Source organism: Nocardia otitidiscaviarum, from assembly GCF_007362295.1.
Taxonomy (GTDB): domain Bacteria; phylum Actinomycetota; class Actinomycetes; order Mycobacteriales; family Mycobacteriaceae; genus Nocardia; species Nocardia otitidiscaviarum.
The window spans coordinates 1292728-1317785 of sequence record NZ_CP041695.1; the positions used below are offsets into that span (position 1 = coordinate 1292728).

General features: G+C 70.6%; 16 protein-coding genes. 9 read left to right on the plus strand and 7 right to left on the minus strand.

The genetic code is table 11. The features are described 5' to 3' along the window. Positions 1 to 45: 45 nt before the first annotated feature. From FOH10_RS05355 to FOH10_RS05365, 3 genes are all read right to left on the minus strand, one after another. Positions 46 to 1263 (minus strand): RNA polymerase sigma factor, encoded by a 1218-nt coding sequence (locus FOH10_RS05355; protein ID WP_143979864.1) that lies wholly within the window; start codon positions 1261 to 1263, stop codon positions 46 to 48. A 1-nt stretch (position 1264) separates the two neighbouring features. Then, entirely contained in the window at positions 1265 to 1606 is a 342-nt protein-coding gene (locus tag FOH10_RS05360) for a YciI family protein (protein ID WP_143979865.1), read from the minus strand. Positions 1607 to 1711: 105 nt separating this feature from the next. Continuing rightward, on the minus strand, positions 1712 to 2893 hold the full coding sequence (locus FOH10_RS05365; protein ID WP_143979866.1) for a cation:proton antiporter: 1182 nt from the start codon (positions 2891 to 2893) through the stop codon (positions 1712 to 1714). A 533-nt stretch (positions 2894 to 3426) separates the two neighbouring features. Here FOH10_RS05365 and FOH10_RS05370 point away from each other — a divergent pair. Further along, entirely contained in the window at positions 3427 to 5082 is a 1656-nt protein-coding gene (locus FOH10_RS05370) for a S8 family peptidase (RefSeq protein ID WP_143979867.1), read from the plus strand. 7 nt (positions 5083 to 5089) lie between these two features. On the opposite strand, the gene FOH10_RS05375 is transcribed toward FOH10_RS05370, so the two are convergent. Next, positions 5090 to 5878 (minus strand): IclR family transcriptional regulator, encoded by a 789-nt coding sequence (locus tag FOH10_RS05375; RefSeq protein ID WP_143979868.1) that lies wholly within the window; start codon positions 5876 to 5878, stop codon positions 5090 to 5092. Positions 5879 to 5982: 104 nt separating this feature from the next. Between FOH10_RS05375 and hutH the strand changes: the two genes are divergently transcribed. Genes hutH through FOH10_RS05395 form a run of 4 tightly spaced genes read left to right on the plus strand, consistent with a single transcriptional unit; the run spans position 5983 to position 11684 of the window. Beyond that, positions 5983 to 7527 carry a histidine ammonia-lyase gene (hutH, locus tag FOH10_RS05380; protein WP_143979869.1) on the plus strand — a complete coding sequence of 515 codons (1545 nt, stop codon included), beginning with the start codon at positions 5983 to 5985 and terminating at the stop codon, positions 7525 to 7527. Beyond that, the gene (hutU, locus tag FOH10_RS05385; protein WP_143979870.1) at positions 7524 to 9173 is read left to right on the plus strand and encodes a urocanate hydratase; all 1650 of its coding nucleotides are present in this window, start codon (positions 7524 to 7526) and stop codon (positions 9171 to 9173) included. The genes hutH and hutU overlap by 4 nt, the downstream gene beginning before the upstream one ends. A gap of 4 nt (positions 9174 to 9177) precedes the next feature. Continuing rightward, entirely contained in the window at positions 9178 to 10392 is a 1215-nt protein-coding gene (locus tag FOH10_RS05390; RefSeq protein WP_244961639.1) for an allantoate amidohydrolase, read from the plus strand. After that, positions 10389 to 11684 (plus strand): formimidoylglutamate deiminase, encoded by a 1296-nt coding sequence (locus FOH10_RS05395; RefSeq protein WP_143979872.1) that lies wholly within the window; start codon positions 10389 to 10391, stop codon positions 11682 to 11684. The genes FOH10_RS05390 and FOH10_RS05395 overlap by 4 nt, the downstream gene beginning before the upstream one ends. Here the strand turns inward: FOH10_RS05395 and FOH10_RS05400 are convergent. From FOH10_RS05400 to FOH10_RS05410, 3 genes are all read right to left on the minus strand, one after another. Beyond that, on the minus strand, positions 11681 to 12493 hold the full coding sequence (locus FOH10_RS05400) for a DUF4389 domain-containing protein (RefSeq protein ID WP_051038263.1): 813 nt from the start codon (positions 12491 to 12493) through the stop codon (positions 11681 to 11683). The genes FOH10_RS05395 and FOH10_RS05400 overlap by 4 nt on opposite strands. 229 nt (positions 12494 to 12722) lie before the next feature. Then, positions 12723 to 13388, minus strand: a complete 666-nt coding sequence (locus FOH10_RS05405) for an MspA family porin (RefSeq protein WP_029931914.1) — start codon at positions 13386 to 13388, stop codon at positions 12723 to 12725. A 65-nt stretch (positions 13389 to 13453) separates the two neighbouring features. Next, positions 13454 to 14092 carry an MspA family porin gene (locus tag FOH10_RS05410; protein WP_143979873.1) on the minus strand — a complete coding sequence of 213 codons (639 nt, stop codon included), beginning with the start codon at positions 14090 to 14092 and terminating at the stop codon, positions 13454 to 13456. Positions 14093 to 14435: 343 nt separating this feature from the next. Here FOH10_RS05410 and FOH10_RS05415 point away from each other — a divergent pair, with 343 nt between their 5' ends. The 4 genes from FOH10_RS05415 (at position 14436) to FOH10_RS05430 (ending at position 25037) form a co-directional block, all read left to right on the plus strand. Continuing rightward, complete coding sequence (locus FOH10_RS05415; protein ID WP_143979874.1) at positions 14436 to 15488, plus strand: FecCD family ABC transporter permease; 1053 nt, start codon at positions 14436 to 14438, stop codon at positions 15486 to 15488. Beyond that, positions 15485 to 16534: a FecCD family ABC transporter permease gene (locus tag FOH10_RS05420; RefSeq protein WP_143979875.1), complete on the plus strand. Its 1050-nt coding sequence runs from the start codon at positions 15485 to 15487 to the stop codon at positions 16532 to 16534. Before FOH10_RS05415 ends, FOH10_RS05420 begins: the two co-directional genes overlap by 4 nt. An 11-nt stretch (positions 16535 to 16545) precedes the next feature. After that, complete coding sequence (locus tag FOH10_RS05425) at positions 16546 to 17385, plus strand: ABC transporter ATP-binding protein (RefSeq protein WP_425326130.1); 840 nt, start codon at positions 16546 to 16548, stop codon at positions 17383 to 17385. A gap of 122 nt (positions 17386 to 17507) precedes the next feature. Beyond that, positions 17508 to 25037, plus strand: a complete 7530-nt coding sequence (locus FOH10_RS05430) for an amino acid adenylation domain-containing protein (RefSeq protein WP_186000729.1) — start codon at positions 17508 to 17510, stop codon at positions 25035 to 25037. Positions 25038 to 25058: the final 21 nt, after the last annotated feature.

Below are 25058 nucleotides of genomic sequence, written 5' to 3' on the forward strand. Positions count from 1 at the left end.
ACGATCGGTACCGCCCGGAATACGACAACGCCGGCATGGAATCCGTCATCCCCACTCCAGTCGCCGCTCGAGTAGCGACTGCTGGGCCGGGTTGGCGGTGAGTTCGCGGGCGCGTTCGTCGGCGGCTTGGGCGGCGGCGGTCTCGCCGAGGGCGCGGTGCAGTTCGGCGCGGGTGGCGTGGAAGAGCGGGTAGCGGTCGAGGGCGGGGGCGAGCGGGTCGAGTTCGGTGAGGGCTCGGCGGGGGCCGTGCACATAGCTCGAGACGATGGTGCGGTGCAGGCGGGTGACCGGTGAGGGGGCCAGGAACAGCAGCATGTCGTAGAGGGCCAGCAGTTGCGGCCAGTCGGTGTCCGCCCAGGTGGGTGCCTCCGCGTGGCAGGCCACCAGTGCCGCCTGGAGTTGATACGGCCCGGGTCGGTGGCGGCGGGCGGCGCGGGTGAGCAGGGCGGTGGCGTCGGCGATGGCGCGGCGGTCCCAGCGGTCGCGATCCTGGTCGCGCAGCAGCACCAATCCGTCGGTGTCGAAGCGGGCGGGGGTGCGGGCCCGGTGTAGCCGGATCAGGGCCAGCAGTCCGGCGACCTCGGGTTCGGTGGGCATGAGTTCGGCCAGTAGCGCGGCCAGCCATTCCGCGTCCGCGGCCAGATCAGGCCGGTGCACCGCGTCGGCCGTCGAGGAGAGGTACGCCTCGTTGAACATCAGATAGATGACCGCCAGCACCTCGTCCAGCCGGGCCGGAAGGTCGTCCGCGTCCGGAATCCGGTAGGGGATGGCGGCTTCGGTGATCTTGCGTTTGGCGCGGGTCAGACGTCGCGCCACGGTGGGTTCCGGGACCAGGAAGGCCGCGGCGATCTGCGCGGTCGTCAGGCCGCACACCACACGCAGGGTGAGCGCGATCTGCGCGGTGCGCGGCAGGGCCGGATGGCAGCAGGTGAAGATGAGCCGCAGCCGATCGTCGGGCTCGGCGCGGACCGGCCATTGCAGCTGCGCGACCTTGGCGCGGTAGGTGCGCTCGCGGCGCAGGATGTCGATCCCGCGCCGCCGCGCCACGGTCAGCAACCAGGCATCCGGATGGTCCGGAATGCCGTCGACGGGCCAGCGCCGCAGGGCGCTCTCCACCGCGTCCTGCACCAGATCCTCGGCCGCCCCGACATCGCCGAGCAGGGCGACCAGCGTGGCAGTCAGCCGCGCCGCGTGCTCGCGCAGCGTCCGCACCAACTCCGCGTGCGAGGGGGCGGTGTGGGGATCGCTGGTGGGCTGGCCCATCTCAGGATTCGATCGGCCTGATCTCGACGATCGGGCAGCCGGGCCAGGTCCGCACCATGGCCAGCGCCTCGTCGAGATCGGCCACGTCGATCTCGGTGTAGCCGCTGACCACCTCCTTGCCCTCCACGAACGGACCGTCGCTGATGATCGGTTCCGCGCCGCCTAGCCGCACGGTGGTGGCGGTCTCGGGGGCACGCAGTTTCGAGCCGCCGCGGATCCGGTCGGCGTGCTCGGCCATCCACCGGCCGACCCGCTCGTAGGCGTGCTCACGCTCCGAGGGCGACATGGCTTCGAGTTCGGCGGCGAACTTCTCGTCCTCGATGAACAGCAGTACGTATTTCATCGATCCTCTTTCGTCGGCGGCCGGGTGCGTCCCAGCCTCTACCCACCAGACGATCGGCACAACGCTGATCACGACAACCGGACGGCACCGGTTTCGAGAGGTCCGTCAGGCGCTGACCCGCACCGGCGGCGTGAAGGTGCGCAGCAGCGGTTCCACCACGCGGGCGGCGATCGGTCCGAGCACGGCCATCAGCAGGACGTAGGTGGTCGCCAGGGCCGCGAATTCCGCCGGTACCGCGCCGGCCGCGACCGCGAGTCCGGCGATGACGATGGAGAACTCCCCGTGCGCCACCAGCGCCGCACCCGCCCGTGCGCGGCCGTTGCGGGAGGCTCCGGCGCGGCGGGCGGCCCACCAGCCGGTGAAGAGTTTGGCGGCGGTGGTCACCACGGCCAGCGCGACGGCCCAGCCGAGTACGGGCGGGATGCTGCTGGGGTCGGTGCTCAGCCCGAACAGGACGAAGAACAGCGCGGCGAACAAATCACGCAGCGGTTCCAGGAGTTTGGCGGCATTGTGCGCCGTCGATCCCGAGATCGCGATACCCAGTAGGAACGCGCCCACCGCGGCCGAGACCTGGAGCGCGGAGGCGACCCCGGCGATCAGCAGTGCCGCACCCAGCAGTTTGAGCAGGAAGATCTCGCGAATATCGCTGTCCACGATCATGGATACGTAGCGGCCGTAGCGCAGCGCCACCACGAGCACCACGGTGACCGCCGCCAGCGCGATGCCGACCGACTGCAGCCCGGCGAGGAAGCCGATTCCGGCCAGCACCGCGGTGAGCACCGGCAGGTATCCGGCCATGACGAGATCTTCGAACACCAGGATCGACAGAATGGTCGGCGTCTCCCGGTTGCCGAGTCGGCCGAGGTCGTTGAGCACCTTGGCGACGATGCCGGAGGAGGAGATGTAGGTGACGCCCGCCATGGCCACCGCCCCGGTCACGCCCCAGCCCAGCCACAGCGCCACCAGCACCCCCGGGGTCGCGTTCAACACCAGGTCGACCACGCCCGCCGCCCAGGATCTGCGCATACCCGTGACGAGTTCGCTTGCGCTGTACTCCAATCCGAGCAGCAACAGCAGCAGGACCACGCCGATCTCGCTGGCCAGGTGGATGAACTCGTCGATGTGGTCGAGTTCGACCAGCCCGCCGGTGCCGAATACCAGCCCGCCGATCAGGTACAGCGGGATCGGCGACATGCCGATCCGCGCGGCCAGTCGTCCGAGCAGTCCCAATCCGAAAAAGACCGCGCCCAGTTGAATGAGTGCGAGCGCGGTTTCGTGTGCCACCATCTACTTTCAGCTATCCCGTCACAGTCATGGCGGCGGGTGGGGCATCAGCCGTTGTCGCGGAGTGTTCTCCGTCCAGACCTCCCGGCTCGCTCGATGGTAATGATTCCGTAAAGAAGTTACTTTTGCAAACCGAACGCCCTGGTCGGCCACCGACTTCCGGCCAATGCCGACCGGTAGCCATCCTTTCCCCGCGCGGCAACGAATAGCGATCACCGCACGAATCACCTTGCTTCATAACGCATCTTCACGAAGGAGGAACACCTATGATCCCGCGCTTCATCGACGACGTCACCTCGGCAATCAACAACCTCCTCGCCTGGCTGCTGATCCCGTAGCCGCGCCGCCGCCCGGGGCAGTCGCCGCCCCGGGCGGTTCTCCCACCACGCCGGATACGTCCCCGACGCCCGATAGCGGACGTCTACTAACGGCGGGGTCGCCGCCGCGAATCGAGTACCCGGGTACTCGGTACACCGCGATGTGCCGGGGATAGGTTCTACGGTGGGTCCGGGGTTGCAGGGCGAAAGGGAGTCATCATGCCTACCGCGAATTTCGGGACGAAGGACGAACCCGGTTTCGAACTCGAGCAGAGTCCGGATCTGATCGTGGTGCGCGCGCGGTACGGGCGCGGGGTGCCGTTGCAGGCAGGGTCGGTGCGCACCCCCGTCAGCGGGGTGCTCGAGGACGCGAGCCTCGTGCAGACCTACCCCGAGGCGGGGGTCGAGGTGTATCGCATTCCGCCCGGATCCCGGTCGGTCGAGGAACGCAAGACGCGGCTGAACGCCGCGCCCGAGGTGCGTTTCGCCGGACACGTGCTGGTGGATCCGATCGGCGACGAACCCGTGCTGTACACCGAGAACATCTTCGTGAAGTTCGTCGACGAGGCGGATCCACGCGACTGCGAGGCCGTGCTGCGCGAGGCCAGGCTGTCGATCAAACAGCGGGTGGACTACGCCGAGAACGCCTACTTCGCCGCCGCGCCGGAAGGCACCGGACAGCGAACCTTCGATATCGCGAACACTCTGCTGCGCCGCGCCGACGTCGTCTACTCCCATCCCGAACTCATTCGCCGCCGCGCCCGCAAGGCCGTCTTTCCCCCGCAGTGGCATCTGCGCACCACCGTCATCGGCGGGGTCACCGTGGACGCGCACGCGAATGTCGAAGCGGCCCATGCCGTCACCCGCGGCTCCGGCGCGACGGTGGCCGTCATCGACGACGGCGTGGACATCGACCATCCGGAATTCGCCGGTACCGGCAAGGTGGTCGCCCCGCGCGACGCCACCCTGCGCACCGACGATCCGCGACCGAAGGACCCGTTCGGCACCGGTCCCGACTTCGGCGACAATCACGGCACCGCCTGCGCGGGCGTGGCCTGCGCCAATGGCGCACTCGGTGCGTCCGGCGTGGCTCCCGACGCGGCCCTCATGCCGATTCGCCTGGCCTCGGGTCTCGGTTCCCAGGCGGAGGCGCAAGCCTTCCAGTGGGCGGCCGACCACGGCGCGGACGTCATCTCGTGCAGCTGGGGCCCGGCCGACGGCCTGTGGTTCCGGCCGAACGATCCGGCCCACCAGCGGGTGGTGCCCATGCCCGCCAGCACCCGGCTCGCCATCGACTACGTGATCACCAAGGGCCGCGGCGGCAAGGGGTGCGTCATCTGCTTCGCCGCGGGCAACGGCAACGAGTCCGTCGACAACGACGGCTACGCCAGCCACCCGTCCGTGATCGCCGTCGCGGCCTGCAACGACACCGGAAAGCGCAGCGTCTACAGCGATTTCGGCAAGGCCGTGTGGTGTGCCTTCCCCAGCAACGACTTCGGCCATGCCCCCTTCGGTCATCCCGATCCCCTCACCCCGGGCATCTGGACCGTCGACCGGCGCGGCGCGGACGGCTACAACCCCGGCGATCCCGAATGGGGCGATGCCGCAGGACATTTCACCAACAGCTTCGGCGGCACCTCGAGCGCCTGCCCGGGTGCGGCCGGCGTCGCGGCCCTGGTGCTGTCGGTGCGTCCGGAGCTGACCTGGCGGCAGGTCAAGGGTCTGCTCCAGGGCTCCTGCGATCGCATCGACAGGTCCGGCGGCGGATACGACGCGGCGGGCCACAGCGCCAGGTACGGCTTCGGCAGGCTCAACGCGCTGGCCGCGGTGCAGGCCGCCCAGGCGGCAGTACCCGATCCGGTTCCGGTGGTCTGAACCGCGTTCACCCGGCCGGAGCGCGGCCGCCGATGGCGGCGGTCACGGCCGCGGCGGCGGTGCGCAGCGGGGCGGCCAGTTCCGGCCAGGTGTGACCGCATTCGGTCGCCTCGTCCGGGCAGTGGTGGCGCAGCGTGAGCCCGAGGGCGGCGATGGGTCGCCCGCCGTGATCGAACACCGCGTGGGCGACGGTGGCGAAACCCGGCGTGATGTAGCCGTCCTCGACCGCCCAGCCGCGTGCGGCCTCCACGCGCAGCAGGTGGCGCAGCGCCCGCAGCTCGCGCGGGCCCCGGGAGGTGCGCATCGGAAACGCGGCCGGACCCGGAAAGAGCGCGCGCACATGTTTCGGCGTCAGATGCCCGAGGATGGCCCGCCCGGTGGCGGTGAGATGGGCGGGTAGGCGCACCCCCACATCGGTGACCAGGGTCTGCGGGCGCGGCGGCCGCTGCTCGATGAGGTACAGCGACTCGTTGCCGTGCAGGACGCCGAGGTGCCCGGTGCAGCCGACCGCGTCCACCAGACCGCGCAGCAGCGGCGCCGCCACCCGCTCGAGCGGATCGTGCCGCAGGTAGGCCGAACCGATCTCGAACGCGCCGATGCCGAGCCCGTATTTGCGCTCGGCCGCCAGATAGGCCACGTACCCGGCCGCCTGCAACTCGTTGAGCAGCTGATACGTGGACGAGCGGGGAATGTCGAGCTCGCGGGCGATCACCGCGGCGGGCACCGGATGCGGCCGCTGCGCGAGCAGTCCGAGGATGCGCAGACCGCGCCGCAGCGCCGGAATATCACCGCTCATCCGCCATCACCTCACCCGTCCGCCGTCCATTCTGTCTGAAATACCAGACAAAACCCGGCCCGGGGTGCTCGATCGCGACGGCTCGAGGCGCTGGAATGGTGCCCATGACGATCGGAATCCAGCGGGTGCTGGTGAGCGCGAACCCTGTGACGCGGGCGGAGGTGGTGGCGGTCGCGCGGCACGGCGCGCGCGTGGAGCTCGCCGAACCGGATCTGGCTCACCTGGTGAAGGTGCGCGGCCATATCGACGAGCTGGCGCACGGGGAACGGCCGGTATACGGCGTGTCCACCGGCTTCGGCGCGCTGGCCCTGCGGCATATCCCGCCGGACCGGCGCACCGACCTGCAACGCTCGCTCATCCGCTCCCATGCCGCGGGCGCGGGCACGCCGGTGGAGGCGGAGGTGGTGCGGGCCATGATGCTGCTGCGCCTGCGCACCCTCATGTCCGGGCACACCGGCGTGCGGCCGGAGACCGCGCGGGCGTTGGCGGCGCTGCTGGACAGCGGCCTGATTCCGGTGGTGCCGGAATACGGTTCGCTGGGCTGCTCCGGTGATCTGGCCCCGCTCGCGGCCGTGGCGCTGGCGCTCATGGGTGAGGGCTCGGTGCACGGTCCGGACGGCCCGCGCCCCATGGCCGAGGCCGCCGCCGCGGCCGGGCTCACCCCGCTGGTGCTGGCGGAGAAGGAGGGGCTGGCGCTGACCAACGGCACCGACGGCATGCTCGGCATGCTGGTGCTGGCCATCGACGATCTGCACCGACTGTTCGATGTGGCCGATCTGACGGCCGCCATGAGCGTGGAGGCGCAGTTGGGCACCGATCGGGTGTTCGCCGCCGACCTCCAGGGCTTGCGCCCGCATCCCGGGCAGGCCGTGTCCGCGGCGAATATGCGTGCGGCGCTCGCCGATTCGGCGATCGTCGCTAGCCACCGCGGCGACGACTGCCCGCGCGTGCAGGACGCCTACTCGCTGCGCTGTGCCCCGCAGGTGCACGGCGCGGCGCGCGACACCCTGGCGTACGCGGAGACCGTGGCCGAGCGGGAACTGCGCGCGGCCGTCGACAATCCGGTGGTGCTCGACGACGGCCGGGTGGAGTCCAACGGCAACTTCCACGGCGCACCGGTCGCGTATGTACTGGACTTCCTGGCCATCGCCATCGCGGATGTGGCGTCCATCGCCGAGCGTCGCACCGACCGCATGCTCGATGTGCATCGCTCGCACGGCCTGCCGCCGTTCCTGGCCGACGACCCGGGCGTCGACTCCGGTTACATGATCGCCCAGTACACCCAGGCCGGGGTGGTGTCGGAGCTCAAGCGCTGCGCGGCCCCCGCCTCGGTGGATTCCATTCCGTCCAGTGCCATGCAGGAGGACCATGTGTCCATGGGCTGGGCGGCCGCACGCAAGCTGCGCCGCGCCGTGGACGGGCTGACCACCGTGCTGGCCATCGAATTGCTCACCGCCGCACGCGCGCTCGACCTGCGCGCGCCGCTGCGGCCCGCGCCCGTGACCGGCGCGGTGCGGGATCTGCTGCGCACCCACGTACCCGGGCCGGGCCCGGATCGCCATCTCGCTCCGGATATCGCCGCGGCGGTGGAGCTGATCCGAGCCGGTGCGGTCGATCGCATTCTCGACGAGGGGATTTCGAACTCATGAGCAGGACCATTCGCGCCGCCCGCGGCGGCGAACTCACCGCGCGCACCTGGCAGGCCGAGGCGGCGCTGCGCATGCTGCACAACAACCTCGATCCCGAGGTCGCCGAACGCCCCCAGGATCTCGTCGTCTACGGCGGCACCGGCAAGGCGGCCCGGGACTGGGCCAGTTTCGACGCCATCGGCCGCTGTCTGACCGATCTGGGCGCGGACGAGACGCTGCTGGTGCAGTCGGGCAAGCCGGTCGGTGTGCTGCGCACCCATGAATGGGCGCCCCGGGTGCTCATCGCGAACTCCAATCTCGTGCCGGACTGGGCGACGTGGCCGGAGTTCCGGCGGCTCGAGTCCATGGGGCTCACCATGTACGGCCAGATGACGGCCGGATCCTGGATCTACATCGGCACCCAGGGCATCCTGCAGGGCACCTACGAGACCTTCGCGGCCGTGGCGGCCAAGCGGTTCGGCGGCAGCCTGGCCGGAACCCTCACCGTCACAGCGGGTCTGGGCGGCATGGGCGGTGCGCAGCCGCTGGCCGTCACCATGAACGACGGTGTGGCGCTGTGTATCGAATGCAATCCGGCGCACGCGCAGCGGCGGGTGGAGACGCGCTACCTCGACGAGATCGCGTCCGATCTCGACGATGCGCTGGACCGGGTGCTGGCCGCCAAACGCGAGCGGCGGCCGCTGTCGGTCGCCGTCATCGGCAATGCCGCCGAGGTGCTGCCGGAACTGTTGCGCCGCGAGATCGAGGTGGACGTGGTCACCGACCAGACCTCGGCGCACGACCCGCTCACCTATCTGCCGATCGGGGTGGCGCTCGAGGACTGGGACGACTACGCGGCGCGCAAGCCCGACGAATTCACCCGCCGCGCCCGCGAATCCATGGCCGCCCACGTCGGCGCGATGGTGGGCTTCCTGGATCGCGGGGCCGAGGTGTTCGACTACGGCAACTCGATTCGGGGTGAGGCGCAGCTGGCCGGATACGAGCGCGCCTTCGACTTCCCGGGCTTCGTACCCGCCTACATCCGCCCGCTGTTCTGCGAGGGCAAGGGACCGTTCCGCTGGGTGGCGCTTTCCGGTGATCCGGCCGATATCGCCGCCACCGACCGCGCCATCCTGGAACTGTTCCCGCACAACGAATCCCTGGCCCGCTGGATTCGCCTGGCGGGGGAGCGGGTGGAGTTCCAGGGGCTGCCCGCCCGCATCTGCTGGCTCGGCTACGGCGAACGGCACCTGGCCGGACTGCGCTTCAACGAGATGGTGGCCAGCGGCGAGGTGTCCGCGCCCATCGTGATCGGCCGCGACCACCTGGACTGCGGTTCGGTGGCCTCGCCGTACCGCGAGACCGAGGCCATGGCCGACGGCTCCGACGCCGTCGCCGACTGGCCGCTGCTCAATGCCCTGGTCAACACCGCCTCCGGCGCGAGCTGGGTGTCCATTCACCACGGCGGCGGCGTGGGCATGGGCCGGTCCATCCATGCCGGGCAGGTCACCGTCGCGGACGGCACCGAACTCGCCGCGCAGAAGATCGAGCGGGTGCTGAGCAACGACCCCGGGATGGGTGTGCTGCGACACGTGGACGCCGGCTACCCGGAGGCCGACGAGGTGGCGCGCGCCCGCGATGTGCGAATCCCGCTGTGGGAGCGGTGATCCGGTGAACGTGCAGACGCCCGCGGCCAACACCCTGCTGGCCGAGATCGAACGGATCGGCGCGGATGCCGTGCGCGGTGGCTATTCGCGGCATGTCTTCACCGCCGCCGACGGCGCACTGCGCGAGTGGTTCACCGCCGCCGCCCGGGCGCGCGGCCTGGCGGTGCACACCGATCGAAACGCCAACCTGTGGGCCTGGTTCGGCACACCCGGACCGGATGCGGTGGTCACCGGCAGCCACCTGGACTCGGTCCCGGGCGGCGGGGCCTACGATGGCCCGCTGGGCGTGGTGAGCGCGCTGGCCGCCGTCGATCTGCTGCGCGCACAGGGATTCACACCGCGGCGTCCGCTCGCCATCGTGGTGTTCGCCGAGGAAGAGGGCGGTCGCTTCGGGGTGCCGTGTCTGGGATCTCGCCTGCTCACCGGCACCTTGGCCGCCCCGGAGGCGCTGGCCCTGCGCGATGCCGACGGCACCACCTTCGCCGAGGCCGCCCGCGCCGCCGGAGCGCGTCCGGAGCACTTCGGTCGCGACGACGAAACTCTTGGCCGCATCGGCACATTCGTGGAACTGCACGTGGAACAGGGGCGCGGCCTGGTGCACCTGGACGCGCCACTGGCCGTGGGCAGCAATATCATTCCGCACGGGCGCTGGCGGTTCCGTTTCACCGGACAGGGCAATCACGCCGGCACCACGCTCATGGCCGACCGCCGCGATCCCATGGTGGCCGCGGCCCAGCTGGTGCTGGCGGCGCGGCGGTGCGCCGCGGCCGTACCGGAGGCCCGGGCCACCGTGGGGCGGCTGACGCCGACCCCGGGCGGTACCAATGTGATCGCGTCCCAGGTCGACGTCTGGCTGGACGCGCGACTGCCCGAACCGGGCAGTGTGCGCGATCTGGTCGCGGAGATCACCGACGCGGCCCGCACGGCGGCCGAACTCGAGGGCTGCACGGTCGAGGTGCGCGAGCAGTCCTTCGAGGGCACCGCCGATTTCGATCCGGCCCTGCGGGATCGGCTCGGCGCGCTGCTCGGCGGCGCGCCGATGCTGCCGACCGGAGCCGGGCACGATGCCGCGGTGCTGGCCCCCTTCGTGCCCACGGCGATGCTCTACGTGCGCAACCCCACCGGTATCAGCCACGCGCCGGAGGAGTTCGCCGAACCCGCCGATATCGATTACGGGACAGTGGAACTGGCTCGCGTGCTACGGAGCCTCGCCGCATGACCGCGTACTGGTGCGAGCGGGCGTGGCTGCCCGACGGCGTCGCGGACGGCGTGCGCGTCGAGGTGGCAGACGGCGTCATCACCGCGGTGTCCACCGGCGCGCCGCGCGCCGGGACGGTGCTGTCCGGCCTGGTGGTGCCCGGCTTCGCGAACACCCACTCGCACGCCTTCCACCGTGCTCTGCGCGGGCGCACCCATGACGATCGCGGCAGCTTCTGGACCTGGCGCGACCGCATGTACGCGCTGGCCGAACGGCTGCAACCGGATTCCTACTACCGGCTGGCCCGTGCGGTGTACGCGGAGATGGTGTCGGCGGGCTACACCAGCGTCGCCGAATTCCACTACCTGCACCATCCCGGTGGCGGGCAGCGCTACGCCGATCCCAACGAGTTCTCCCACGCGCTGGTCGCCGCGGCCGTCGACGCCGGAATCCGGTTGACCCTGCTCGATGTGTGCTACCTGGCGGGCGGCTTCGAGCAGCCCACCGCCGGTGTGCAGCGGCGATTCGACGACGGCGATGCCGACGCCTGGGCGCGACGCGTCGAATCCTTCCGTCCGGCAGCCGGTCTCGTCGTCACCGGAGCCGCGATTCATTCCGTGCGGGCCGTCCCGGTCGACCAGCTGCCCATCGTGGTGGCCGCGGCCGCGGACCGCCCGTTGCACGTGCATCTCTCCGAACAGCCGCGTGAGAACGCGGAATGCCGCCAACGCTACGGGTGCACCCCTACGCAACTGCTGGCCTCGGCCGGTGCGTGGACGCCCCGTACGGTGGCCGTCCACGCCACCCATCTGGAACCCGCCGACATCACCGCACTGGCCGGAAGCTGGGTATGCCTGTGTCCCAGTACGGAATCCGATCTGGGCGACGGTATCGGCCCCGCGCGGCGGCTCGCGGACGCCGGGGTGCGGCTGTGCCTGGGCAGCGATTCGAACGCGGTGGTCGATCCGTGGTTCGAAACCCGGGCGCTGGAATGGCACGAACGTCTGGCCGCCGGTCGCCGAGGCTGCTTCGAGCCCGTGGAACTGCTGTCCGCCGCCACCGGGCACGCCGCCTCGGGCTGGTCGGGGCCGGGGGAGATCGCACCCGGGCGGGACGCCGACCTGGTGGTCGTCGATACCGGCTCACCGCGTACGGCGGGTGCGGATGGCGCTGGAACCCTGTACGCCGCAACCGCTTCCGATGTCACCGATGTGATGGTCGCGGGCCGGTGGGTGGTCCGTGGGCGAGTGCACCGCGACATCACCGATATCGCGGCGGCACTCGCCACCGAAATCGCCGCGCTGACGACCTAATCGGCCTGTGACGTGTCGACCGTATCGGTGTCGTCGTAGCTGGGCTGGGCGACGGACTGGCCGATGCTGGCCAGAATGCCCAGCACCAGAATGACGATGAGCAGGATCTTGCCGCCCTGCGAAACCCACAGCGGTCGGGTGGGGGAGGCGGCCGGCGGCTGCGCGGCGGCCAGCACCGGATCGGTGGGCTGCGTGCCGTCACCGAAGGGCCCCTTCAGATAGGTGGGGGTGAGCAGATAGGCGTAGGCGCTGGTGCGCAGTTGCGTGCGGATCACGGCGGCGGTGGCCTCGAACACCGGCTGCGGCATGCGGCCGGTGATGAGGACGATGAGCCAGATGAAGAAGGCGATGACCGTCCACCCGGTGGTCAGCCAGCTGGCGAAGATCAGGATCGGGATGGCGAGGATCAGGCGGAACAGCACCGCCAGCCGGTTGAGTTCGGTCGGCGGGTGGAACAGGACGCGGACCGGATAGTCGGCCGGATTCCAGGCGAAGGGCGGGTAGGCGTCCACCAGCAGCATGCCGTAGCCGTAGACCCGAGTGGTGTAGGAAAAGTAGCCACGCAGAAACTCCGTGCACCAATCGGGCAGGCGGCCGAGGACGAGCGCGCCGAACCAGCCGCAGATCACGACGACGATCGCGGCCAGCCCCAGGAACCAGACGACAATGGCCTGCGGAATGATGAGCAGTAGACGCAGTAGTACGGTGAGGCGTGAATGCTGTTCCGGTGGAAAGATATCCAGATCGACAGTGGGTTCCTTGACCGGAACTCCGGTCTCGGGGGCGGGATAGTTTTCGGGGCCAGTCATGACGGGACCTCCCGGGTCGACGTAGTCGGTGCGTTCTTCGATTCAGGCGAATGTAGCCCAGAATTCGCTAGCGAGGGTGGTGTGAAACCCCCGGACGCCTCCGAGTGACGCTGCCATGGTCTCATTCGAGAGCCGCCGGTGCTACCTCGATTTCGATGGGATCGGAGGTGCGGCCGCGGTCCCGCCCGTGGGATTCGGGTGGGACCGCGGCCGCACCAGGGCCGTCTGGTCAGCCCAGGCTGAACGGCTGGCCCCACAGGCGCAGCTCGGAACGGCCGAACTTGGTGGTCACCTCGACGCCGACGAAGGCGCGGGCCTGGGCGTATCCGGCGCAGCCGGACAGGCCGAGCGTGGAGTCCTTCCAGTTCACCGACGCCTGCTGCTCGGTGAACTTGAAGCCGCGCAGGTAGCTCTTCTCGCCGTAGGCATCCGGGCCCTCGAGGTCGAGCAGCCAGAAGGTGGACGCCTGGCCGGGGCCCAGCGTCAGGTTGCCGCCGGTGCTGACCCCGCCGCTACCCTTGCCCTCCCAGGTGGTGGCGGCGTTCGCGCCACCGGTGCCATTGCCGCCGCTGATGTCGACCTGGCAGCCGACAACGTAGCCGGGGTAGATCTTCGAGTACTTGTGCTCGCCGTGGATCTCCACCTCGGCCCGGCCGGACGCCCACACATTGCGGTGCAGCGGAGTGGCGCCCATGGACGGGTTGATATTGACCGACTCGTTCACCAGCCGAATGGTGACGGCGGTGCCGTCGGGCAGCGTCTGGGTGATCTCACCGCCGGGCAGCGGGATGAAGGTGTCGGCGTGCGCGGCACCCGGGGAGAACAGGCCCAGCGCGACGGTGGCGGTCGCCGCGACACCGGCCAGGCGGGCGGCGGCTTTCTTCAGGATGGTCATGATGATGTCTCTTTCGGAGCGTGAATGCTGTTCAGCACGAGGGGGATCGACGAAGACGGCCGGTGTCAGCCGATGCTGAACGGAGCCCCGTAGAGGGTGGTCTTCGAGTAGTTGGTGCCGATGATCTCGACCACGGTGTAGGCGCGCGCCTGCGCGTATCCGGCGCAGCCCTGGATCTGGAGTTCCACATCCTTGTAGCTGACGTGGTACTGGCCCGCCTCGACGATGTCGAAGCCCTCGACGCCGACGAACTTGACCTCGCCCGGGCCGATCTTCACCGAGACGGAGCCACCGGCGTTCATGCCGGTGGTGGTGATGCCGCCCGAGACGCCGGCGGAGATGGCGTTGTCTGCGATGCTGACCTGGCAGCCGATGATGTAGCCGGTGTTGATGCGCGAGGAGCCGTGCGTCGAGGAATTGTTGGTACCCGGCGCACCGCTGCCGCCGACGAAGGGCTTGGGGTCGCCCTTGGGGGTCTCGGTCACGTCGGCGAGTACGGTGCCGCTCACCCAGGCCACGCGTCCGGCGCCGTTGGCTGCCATGGACGGCGAGATCAGGGCGCTCTCCGCGACCCGCTTGATGGTCACGCCGGGTCCGACCGTCTCACCGTCCGGCAGCGGGACGAAGGTGTCGGCGGTCGCCGTACCGCTGGCCAGCCCGAGGGCGGCGGTTGCCAGCGCGGAGGCAGCAAGGAGTTTTCGCATCGTGGGGGTTTCCTCATCAGGTGGAGGAATCGAATCGCGTTCTCGGACAACTCGCAACGACCGGGAACCGACTCGCGTCTAGCAGTGGGAAGGACTACCACCACCAGCACCGGGAATAGGGCTCGTACGGTGTACAAATATGGGATGTATCACAGCGATGCTGTGAAAAAGCCTGGTGGGCAAGCGAGTTCGCTAAGACTGGGAGGATTCGCCGTACCGGTCATCGATATCCGCGCGGCTGGACAAATCCCCCGGTTTGTAGGTTAGGCTAACCTCGCTTATTGTGACCGGAGTCGTTGACGTGCCGCGTGACCTGCACTGACGCGCTGATGAGAAAGCCCCGATGGACAGACCGCGAGAAAGCCTCAGCACGGCCAGCGATGCTCCGGCAATCGCCGCCGCGCCCACCCGGCATTGGCGGGGTTGGCTCGCGGCGGGTGCGGTGCTCGCGCTGGTCTGCCTGTTCAGCCTGCTCATCGGTGCGAAATCCATTGCGGTGGGCGAGGTCTGGGCAGCCCTGTGGCACGGCGGCGACTCGTCGGACCGGCTGATCGTCACCGAGTACCGACTGCCGCGCACCCTGCTCGGTCTGCTGGCGGGCATCGCGCTCGGCGTCGCGGGCTGCCTGATGCAGGGGCTCACCCGCAATCCGCTCGCGGATCCGGGGCTGCTCGGCATCAATGCCGGAGCCGCCTTCGCGATCACCGTCGCGGTCGCCTTCCTCGGCGTCACCGATATCGCCTCCTACGTGTGGTTCGGCTTCATCGGTGCCGCGCTCATCGCGCTGGTGGTCTACCGCCTGGGCACCGCGGGCAGGCAGGGTGCGGATCCGGTGCGCCTGACCCTGGCGGGTGTGGCGGTCACCGCGGTGCTGACCGGCCTGACCAAGGGCCTGATCCTGCTGAACGCCAAGGCTTTCGACGAGATGCGCCAGTGGGATTCCGGATCGCTGACCGGGCGCGGCTACGACATCATCGCCGGGGCGGCGCCCTTCATCGCCGTCGGACTGGTGGCCGCCGTCATCGCCGCGCGCTCGCTCAATGCCGTCGCCCTCGGCGACGATCTGGCCCACGCGCTGGGCGTGCGCGTCACCCGCACCCGGCTGCTCACCGCCGCGGCCCTGACCCTGCTGTGCGGCACCGCGACCGCCGCCGTCGGACCCATCACCTTCATCGGACTGGCGGTCCCGCACATCGCCCGCTGGATCGTCGGACCCGACCAGCGGTGGATCATCGCCTACTCGCTGCTGCTCGCGCCCACCCTGGTGCTGGGCGCGGATGTGCTGGGCCGCATCCTCATTCCCGGTGACGAGGTACCCGCGGGTCTGGTGACCGCCTTCCTCGGCGCACCCGTACTCATCTGGCTGGCCCGTCGCGCCCAGGCGGGTGCGGCATGAGCACGGAGACCGACTTCGGCCGGACCACCCTGGTGGTGCGCGCCCGCGGCCGCAGCGCCCGGATGGGGCTGCGCACCGCCGTGGTGTGCGCGGCACTGCTCGCCGCGGCGCTGGGCGTGGCCGTATTGGCGCTGGGCACGGGCGATTACGCCATTCCGCCGGATCGGGTGGTGCGCGCGCTGTTCTCCGGTGACAATCGCTTCGACCGACTGGTGGTGTGGGAGTGGCGATTCCCGCGGGTACTGCTGGCTCTGGCGCTCGGCGCTGCGCTGGGTGTGAGCGGTGCGATCCTGCAGTCGGTGACCCGGAATCCGCTGGGCAGTCCGGATATCGTGGGATTCAACACCGGGGCCTACACCGGTGCGCTGATCGTCATTCTCACTGTGGGCGGCGGCAACTTCCAGACCGCGGCCGGTGCGCTGATCGGCGGTCTCGGTGCGGCGCTGGCCATTCAACTGCTGGCCTTCCGGCACCATGTCTCCGGCTTTCGGCTGATCATCGTGGGTATCGGCGTGAGCGCCATGCTGGCCTCGGTCAACACCTGGCTGATTCTGCGGGCCGATCTGCACGCGGCCATGTCGGCCGCCGCCTGGGGTGCGGGTTCCCTGAACGGCCTGTCCTGGCCGCAGGTCGGTCCGGCACTGCTCATACTGGCCGTCCTGACCATCGCCGTGATTCCGGCCGCGCCCCGGTTGCGCATGCTGGAACTGGGCGATGATCTGGCCCACGCCTTCGGAATTCGGGTGGGCCGGGCCCGCATGCTCCTGATCGTGCTGAGTGTGGCGCTCACCGCGACCGCCACCGCCGTGGCCGGGCCGATCGCCTTCGTCGCCCTGGCCGCACCGCAACTGGGTCGTCGCCTGGCGCGCACCCCGTCCACCGCGCTCGCCCCGGCCGCCGCCATGGGTGCGCTGCTGCTGGTCGCCTGCGACTGGATGGCCCAGCGCGCCTTCGCCCCCACCACGCTCCCGGTCGGCGTCGTCACCGTCTCGATCGGCGGACTGTACCTGGCCTATCTGCTGGTGGCCGAGGCGCGACGGAACTAGAGGAAGCGATGATGAACGAAACCGTCGATACCGCTGGGGAATCGGCCGCCGCCGCGGCGCGGCTGCGTGCGGACCGGGTCCGGCTCGGCTACGGCGGCCGCGTGATCAGTGACGGGCTCTCGGTGGATATTCCGGATGGGACGTTCACCGTCATCATCGGCCCCAATGCCTGCGGTAAGTCCACGCTGCTGCGGGCGCTGGCCCGGCTGCTGAAACCCGAGGACGGTGCGGTGCTGTTGGACGGCAAGGCCATTGCGTCGTATCCGGCCAAGGAGGTGGCCCGGCGCATCGGCCTGCTGCCGCAGACCTCCACCGCGCCCGACGGCATCCGGGTGGCGGATCTGGTGGCGCGCGGCCGCTATCCGCATCAGTCGCTGCTGCGGCAGTGGTCGCAGGCCGACGCCGAGGCCGTCGCCGCCGCCATGGCCGCCACCGGCGTGGCGGAGCTGTCCGCGCGCCCGGTGGACGAACTGTCCGGCGGGCAGCGGCAGCGGGTGTGGATCGCCATGGTGCTGGCGCAGGACACGCCGGTGATCCTGCTGGACGAACCCACCACCTACCTGGATATCGCCCATCAGATTCACCTGCTGGATCTGTGCCGGGCGCTGAATCGGGAATCCGACCGCACCGTGGTGGCGGTGCTGCACGACCTGAACCACGCCTTCCGCTACGCCGATCACCTGATCGCCATGCGGGACGGGCGCGTGGTCGCCGCCGGACCGCCCGGCGAGATCGTCACGGCGGAGCTGGTGCGGGAGGTCTTCTCGCTCGGCTGCCGGGTCATCGACGATCCGGAAACCGGTGCGCCGCTGGTCGTTCCACTGGCGCGCGGCGCGGCCCGAATCGGTTGACGACCGCCGGTCGGGGGCGTCGAGACGAAGCTTCCCCATTGCAACTTAAGTTAGGCTAACCTACTTCAGTTGTCTGTTGGTGGGTCGTCCGCAGGGGTGGTGCGGGCCGAATGTTGTTGCTGATGAAGGGAGTTGCCGTGGTGTCGGTGGAGCGGAACGATGCGAGAACCTCTCTCGGACTGCCGCTGACCGGACCACAGCTGGGCATCTGGAACGCTCAGCGCTTCGATCCCGAGTCGGGCCGCTACCTGGTCGGCGAGGTACTGGAGATCACCGGCGACGCTCCCGTCGACGTCGAACTGCTCGCCGAGGCCATCCGCCGCACCGTGGCCGAGGCCGAGAACATGCGGCTGCGCTTCCGGGAAACCGCCGAGGGGCCACGGCAGTTCGTCACCGATGCCGAGGCCGTGCTGCGGCCGACCATCGACCTGCGCGCCGCCGCCGAACCCGTGGCGCTCGCCCACGAGGCGGTGGCCCTCGAACGGCAGCGCGCCGCCGAGGACTGCCGCGCCATGGTGGATCGGCAGCTGTACAACTACACGCTCATCCGGGTCACCGACTGCCAGGTGTGGTGCGTGCAGCTCTACCACCACCTCATCGTGGACGGTTACAGCGCGGCCCTGCTCTCGCGTCGGGTGGCCGCGCACTACACCGCGCTGCGGCGCGGAAAGCCCGCGCCCAAGCGGACTTTCGGCACCATCGCCGCACTGGTGGCGGAGGAGCGGGAGTACCGCGCCGGTGCGCAGTTCGAACTCGACCGCCGATTCTGGCGCGATCAGCTCACGCCGTGGCCCGATCTCGACGGCCGCGGCCGCCACGTTGGCGGCGCGGTGGAGCGCACCCTGCGCGCCGAGGCCGTGCTGTCGGCCGAAACGCTGACCCGGCTGCGTGAATGCGCGGAGAACTACGGCATCACCTGGGCGGATGTACTGGTGGCGAGCTACGCGGCCTTCCTGAACCGGCAACTCGGCACCTCCGACGTGGTGGTCTCCATGCTGCTCATGGGACGGGTCGGCCGGGCCGCCCTGAGCACTCCGGCCATGGCCGTGAATGTGCTGCCGCTGCGCCTGCCCGTGCGCGCCGACGACCGCCTGAACGATCTCGGGCCGCGCGTGGCCGAGGCGTTGCGTGCGGTGCGGGCGCACCAGCGCTACAGCGGTGACGATCTGGCCCGCGACTTCCACGGCTACGGGGCGGGCGACCTGCTGCACGGCGTCGGCATCAACCTCAAGGTCTTCGACTTCGCCCTGGACTTCGACGGTGCGCGCGGCGTCCTGCGCAATGTGGCCGGTGGGCCGCCGGAGGACCTCGGCCTGACCGTCACCCCGCTGCCCGACGGTACGGTGCTGCTCGGCTTCGAACCCGATGCGCGCACCAATGATCCGGAGGATGTGCGGCGGCGCATCGACGGCCTGGTCCGGGTGATCGACGCCTTCACCGGCGGTGACAAACCCGCGGTCGGGGCGCTGGCGATCATCGCGCGGGAGGAGCGCGCCCGGCTGCTGGCCGCCCGGTCCGGTACGGCGGCGACCGACAGCGCCGAACTGGCGCCGGATGCTCTCGACCGTCTGGTGGCCGAGCGACCCGATGCCATGGTGCTCGCACCGGGCGACGAGGGTGAGAACCCGTGGTCGGCTGCCGAATTCGGTGCCCGAGTCAACCGCCTCGCCCGCTGGCTGCGCGGCCGCGGGGTGGGGCCGGAAGTCGTGGTCGGCGTCGCTCTACCCCGCACGCCGGACCTGGTGGTGGCCCTGTTCGCGGTGTGGCGCGCGGGCGGTGTATTCCTACCCCTGGATCCCGAACACCCGCTACCCCGCCTGCACGCCGTCATCGACGACGCCGCCCCCGAACTGGTACTCAGCGCGGGCGATCTGACCACCCGACTGGCCGTCGCGGCCGACACCCGGGACCCCCGGGTCACCGTGTCCGGGGCGGTGGGCCCGGAGCCAGGACGCACACCGCTCCGATGCGTGGACATGAACGCCGTGGGCTTCCGCGACGAACTCGACCGGTGCTCAGGCGCGCCATTCGACAGCGACGGAGTGGGCGGCACGGTGTCGGCTCTCGCCGTCGATGCGGGGGCGGGTGCACGGAAACCGTCGTCGCCCAGCGGCGGTCTGGACGCGAGACACGGCGCGTACCTGATCTACACGTCCGGGTCGACCGGGCGGCCCAAGGGCGTGCTGGTGGAACATGGGGCGTTGGCGCGGCTGCTGGCCGCGCATCGGGCCGGGATGTACGCCGAGACGGCCGAGCGTGCCGGACGGCCGCTGGCCGTTGCGCATACCACGTCGTTCGCCTTCGACGCCGCGCTCGATCCACTGCTGTGGCTGCTCGACGGCCACCGTATCCACGTGTACGACAGTGAGATCCGGCGTGATCCCGCCGCGCTGGTCGCGGCCTTCGCGCGGGACGGGATCGACGTCGTGGACGGAACCCCCACCTTCGCGGCGGCGCTGCTGGAGCACGGGTTGGCCGATATCGGCCCGCGACTGCTGGCGCTCGGCGGAGAGGCGTGCCCGCCGGAACTGTGGCGGGCCGTGCAGCGCGCGGGGATCACGGCGGTCAATCTGTACGGGCCGACCGAGGCCACCGTCGACGCGCTCACCGCACCGGTCGACGGCGCGCATCCGGCCATCGGTTCGCCGGTTCGGGGAGCGCGAATCCATCTGTTGGACAATGCTCTCCAGGCCGTCGCCGACCATCGGGTCGGTGAACTGTATCTGGCCGGGCCGCAACTCGCGCGCGGCTATCTCGGCCGTCCGGACGCGACGGCGGACCGTTTCGTCGCCGACCCCTACGGACCGCCGGGCGCGCGCATGTACCGCACCGGCGACCGGGCGCGCTGGGTGCCCGGCCGTGGCTACGAGTACGTCGGCCGCGTCGATAATCAGGTCAAGATCCGCGGTCACCGCGTGGAATTGGGGGAGGTCGAGGCCGCGCTCGGGGCGCTGCCCGAGGTGCGGGCGGCGGCTGCCGACATTCGTGAGATCTCCGGACGACCCACGCTCGTCGGCTACGTGGTCGCGGCCGGGGCCGCGCCGAACGCGGTCGAACTGCGTTCGCGGCTGGCCGATGTGGTGCCCGATCACATGGTGCCGTCGCGACTGGTCGTGGTGGATGTGCTGCCGCACACCGTGAACGGGAAGATCGACCGTGCGGCGCTGCCCGAACCACCGTCCGACACCGGCGGCCGTCCGCCGTCCACCCCGGCGGAGATCGCGGTGTGCGAGGTGGTCGGGTCCGCGCTGGGCCACGACACCGTCAGTGTGGACGACGACTTCTTCGGCGTCGGCGGGGACAGCATCACCGCCATCAGTGTCAGCAGCCGCCTGCGTGAGCGCGGGTTCGTGCTGACACCGCAGGAGCTGCTGTCGCGCCGGGCGCTGAGTGAACTCGCCGCCAGCGCAACGGTTGTCGGGGAGGCCGCGCTCCCCGGCCGACCCGCGCGGGGCCTGACGCTGCCAAGGGCGAGCTTGGACGATCTGGCGGCCCGCTACGGCGAGATCGCCGACGTACTGTCGCTGTCCCCCTTGCAGGAGGGCCTGCTTTTCCACGCACTGCGCGATGGCGACGCCGACGTCTACACCATGACGGCGCGATTCGACCTGGAGGGCCCGGTCGCCCCGGACCGGCTGGCGACGGCCTTCCAGCGCATGCTGGCCCGGCACCCGAATCTGGGTGCGGCCTTCCGCTACGAGGACTTCGATCAGCCGGTCCAGGTGGTTCCGGCCGTGCCGCGAGCCGACTTCCGGGTGGTGGACCTGCGCGACCGCACGGCCGGGGACGCCGAGCGGGCCGCCGCCGAACTGGAGTCGCGCGCGGCTGCCGAACCCGTCGATATCGCCGAACCGCCGCTACTGCGCGTCGTCCTGATCCGCCTGACCGATACCGCGCACCGACTGGTGCTCATCGCCCACCATCTGCTCGCCGACGGCTGGTCGGTGCCGATCATGCTGCGCGAAACGCTCGCGCTGTACCACGGCGACGACCGAAATCTGCCCGCCCCACCGTATTACGGCGACTATCTGGCCTGGCTCGGCGGCCGCGACACCGCGACGGCGGTCGAACGGTGGAGCGACTTCCTGACCGGGTTACCAGCACCCACGCTGGTCGGTGCCCCGGCGGGCCGACGCCTGCCCGCCGTCGGCCGGGACGTCGACCTACCCGCGACCCTGGGCGCCGACCTGGAGGCGTTGGGCCGCCGGCACGGCCTCACCATGAGCACGCTCGTACAGGGCGCGTGGGCGACGGTGCTCGCCGAGCATGTCGGTCGCACCGATGTGGTCTTCGGGACCGTCATCTCCGGCCGCCCGGCCGAACTGCCGGATATCGAGAGAACCGTTGGGCTGTTCAGCAATACGGTGCCGGTACGCGTGCGGCTGGACGCGGACCGGCCGCTCGCCGCGCAGCTCGGTGAGATCCAGCGGTCGTGCTTCGACATGCAGGCCCACGGCTATCTCGGCCTAGCCACCCTCGAGCGCGCCGCCGGACTCGGACGACTCTTCGACACCCTCGTCGTCTTCGAGAACTTCCCGAAATCGGGCCTGCGCCAACCCGATACCCATGAGGTGCGGGTCGCGGACGTAGTGGTGCACAGCCTCACCCACTTCCCGATCACGGTCACCGCACGCCCCGGCGAGCGGCTCCGCCTCCTGCTGCACCACGACCCGGCGGCGGTCGCGGACGCGACGGCGGCGCGCCTGGCTCAGCACCTCGGTGCCGTACTGTCCGCTCTGGTCACCGATCCCACCGCCACGGTCGCGACGCTGGCCGCCGCGACGGCGCGACGGGAAACGCGGGGCAGCACGCTCGCGGACTGGGGGACCGCCGTCGCATCGACGGCACCGGCCGTGACGCTCGCGGACACCACGATCGACCACGGCGAGTTCCGCGCCCGCGTGAATCGTCTGGCGCGCTGGCTCATCGCGCGCGGTATCGGCCCCGAGACCGTGGTGGCGGTGACCATGCCGCGCACCATCGACGCGGTCGTCGCCGCCCACGCCATCGCGCGCTCCGGCGGCGTCTACCTGCCGGTCGACCCCGACCAGCCCGCCCAGCGCCGCGAACGCATACTCGACACCGCCGCTCCGGCACTGGTTCTGGAATCTCTGGACGATATCGACACCGCCGGATTCGCGGACACCGAACTCTCCGACACCGATCGCATCGCACCACTGCGTCCCGCGCACACCGCCTATCTGCTGTTCACCTCCGGCTCCACCGGCGTGCCCAAGGGAGTGGCAGTCAGCCACGAGTCCATTGTGAACACCTTCGAATGGCTTTGGGAGCAGCAGCGTTTCGGCCCCGGCGATACGGTGCTGTACCGCACCCCGCCCATTTTCGACGCCTCGCTGCTGGAGCTGTATCTGCCGCTGCTGGTCGGCGCGCGGATCGTGCTCACCCGCCCGGACGGCCACCGCGATCCCTACTACCAGGCCGAACTCATGCGCGCCGAGCGGGTCAGCGTCGTGCAGATGACCACCTCCATGCTGACCGTGCTCGCCGAGGAGACCGATCTGGCCGGGTGCGCCGACCTGCGCTGCGTCATCACCGGCGGGGAGGCGCTGCCCCCGGCCACCGCGCGGCGGGTGCGGGAACTGACCGGCGCACGGGTGCACAACCTGTACGGCCCGACCGAGGCCGCGGTGTGCATCGCCTACCACGAGGCCACCGACGCCGATACCGCGTCGGTGCCGATCGGCAAGCCCGCCAAGGGATCCGGGGCCCGCGTCCTGGACGAGCGGCTGCGCCCCGTCCCGGCCGGAACCATCGGCGAGCTCTACCTGACCGGTGCCCAGCTGGCCCGCGGCTACCTGTCCCGCCCCGACCTGACCGCCGCCGCCTTCGTCGCCGACCCCTACGAACCCGGTGCCCGCATGTACCGCACCGGTGATCTGGTGAAGTGGAACCCGAACGGCGAACTCGACTACCTCGGTCGCGGCGACAGCCAGGTGAAGCTGCGCGGCCAGCGCATCGAACTCGGCGATATCGAAGCGGCCCTGCTGACCTGCACGGGCATCGCGCAGGCCGCGGTCCTGCTCCGCGAGGACACCCCCGGCGACCAACGCCTGGCGGCCTACCTCATCCCACGCTCAGGCGCCGACCTCGACCCCGACACGATCCGCGCCGAACTACGAACCACACTGCCCGCGTACATGATTCCCGCCGCGTACGTGGTACTCGACCAGATCCCCCGCACCGCCAGCGAGAAGATCGACCGCAAGGCCCTGCCGATCCCGGTCTACGCCGAGCCTGCCGCCCCGGCAGTCCCGGGTGCCTCCGGCGGCCATCCACGCGCGCACGACAAGCCCGACAGCGGTTCGGATCCCGCCCGGAACGGTGACGGCGCGGCGGCGCATCGGTCTACGGCACGACAGGAACTGCCGACCGCGGGGGAGTCCACGCGGCCAGCGGATGCCGCCGCGCCGGGGAACTCGGATCCGGGAGCGGACCCCGTGCTGACAGCGGGCGCTGCCGTGGGGGAGCACTCCGGTCCGGAGGCGGCGACAGCGCTGCTCGGTGATATCCGCGCCGCCATGGCCGCGGTGCTGTCCACACCCGATCTCGGCGCGGACGACGACTTCTTCGCGGCGGGCGGCCACTCGCTCACCGCGGTCCGGCTCACCGGGCGACTGCGGCGCGCCGGAATCGACACCGTCTTGGACGACATCTTCGCCGCCCCGACAGCACGCGCGCTCACCGCCCGCATCAGCGCGCGCGGCTCGGTGCGGGGTCTCGACGCCGTGCGCGGCCACGTCGACGATGCGAGCCCAGCCACGGCTGCGGCTCCGCCCGCCACGGGCGCGGCGGTTGTCGCGGGTACGCGGGATGTAGCGAGCGCGTACGGAGCCGGGAGTACCGACGGAGCCAGGGGTGACGCGCGCACCGCGGCCCGAGTCGATGCCCACCTCGATGGTCTCGCCCTGCTCGGCAGCCGTCTGGACCACGTCCTGGAACTGCGCGCCACCGGTTCGGCCGCGCCACTGTTCTGCGTGCACCCGGTCGGCGGTACCGCCTGGCAGTTCGGGCCGCTGGCCCGGCTGCTGCGCGCGGACCGCCCGATCATCGGCCTGCAACTGCCCGCCCTGCGGGACCGGAATTTCCACGCGGACACCCTGGAAGAGCTGGCCCGCCACTATCTCGGCACCATTCGGCGCATACAGCCGCACGGCCCCTACCATCTGCTCGGCTATTCGCTGGGCGGCAATATCGTGCACGCCGTGGCGGCCGCCCTCGAAGCCGAGGGGGAGTCGCTCGCCTATGTGGGCCTGGTGGATTCGCACCCGCTGGCGACGCTCACCGATCAGGCCGCCCGAGCGCTGACCGCACCGGCCGACCTGGACCGGCTGCTGCCCGAACTCCCCTCGGACGCACCGGAACTCGCGGCCGCCGTGCGCACCGCCGCGACCGCGCTGCTGGACATGGTCACCCGTTCCACGCCGCCGCGCTACCACGGCTCCATGGCCCTCTACGCCGCCGACACCGGCACCCAGCCGGGTCGGGCCGAGGCCCAGCTGTCCGGCTGGCTGGCCGACGGCGCGCGGCTGGTGGTGCGCCGCCTGCCCTACTCGCATGTCGACATCGTGTCCCCGACCGGCTGGACCGAGGTCGCGGCGCTGCTGGACGCCGATCCGGCGATCCGCGCATGACCCTCCCCCAGAAGAAGAAAA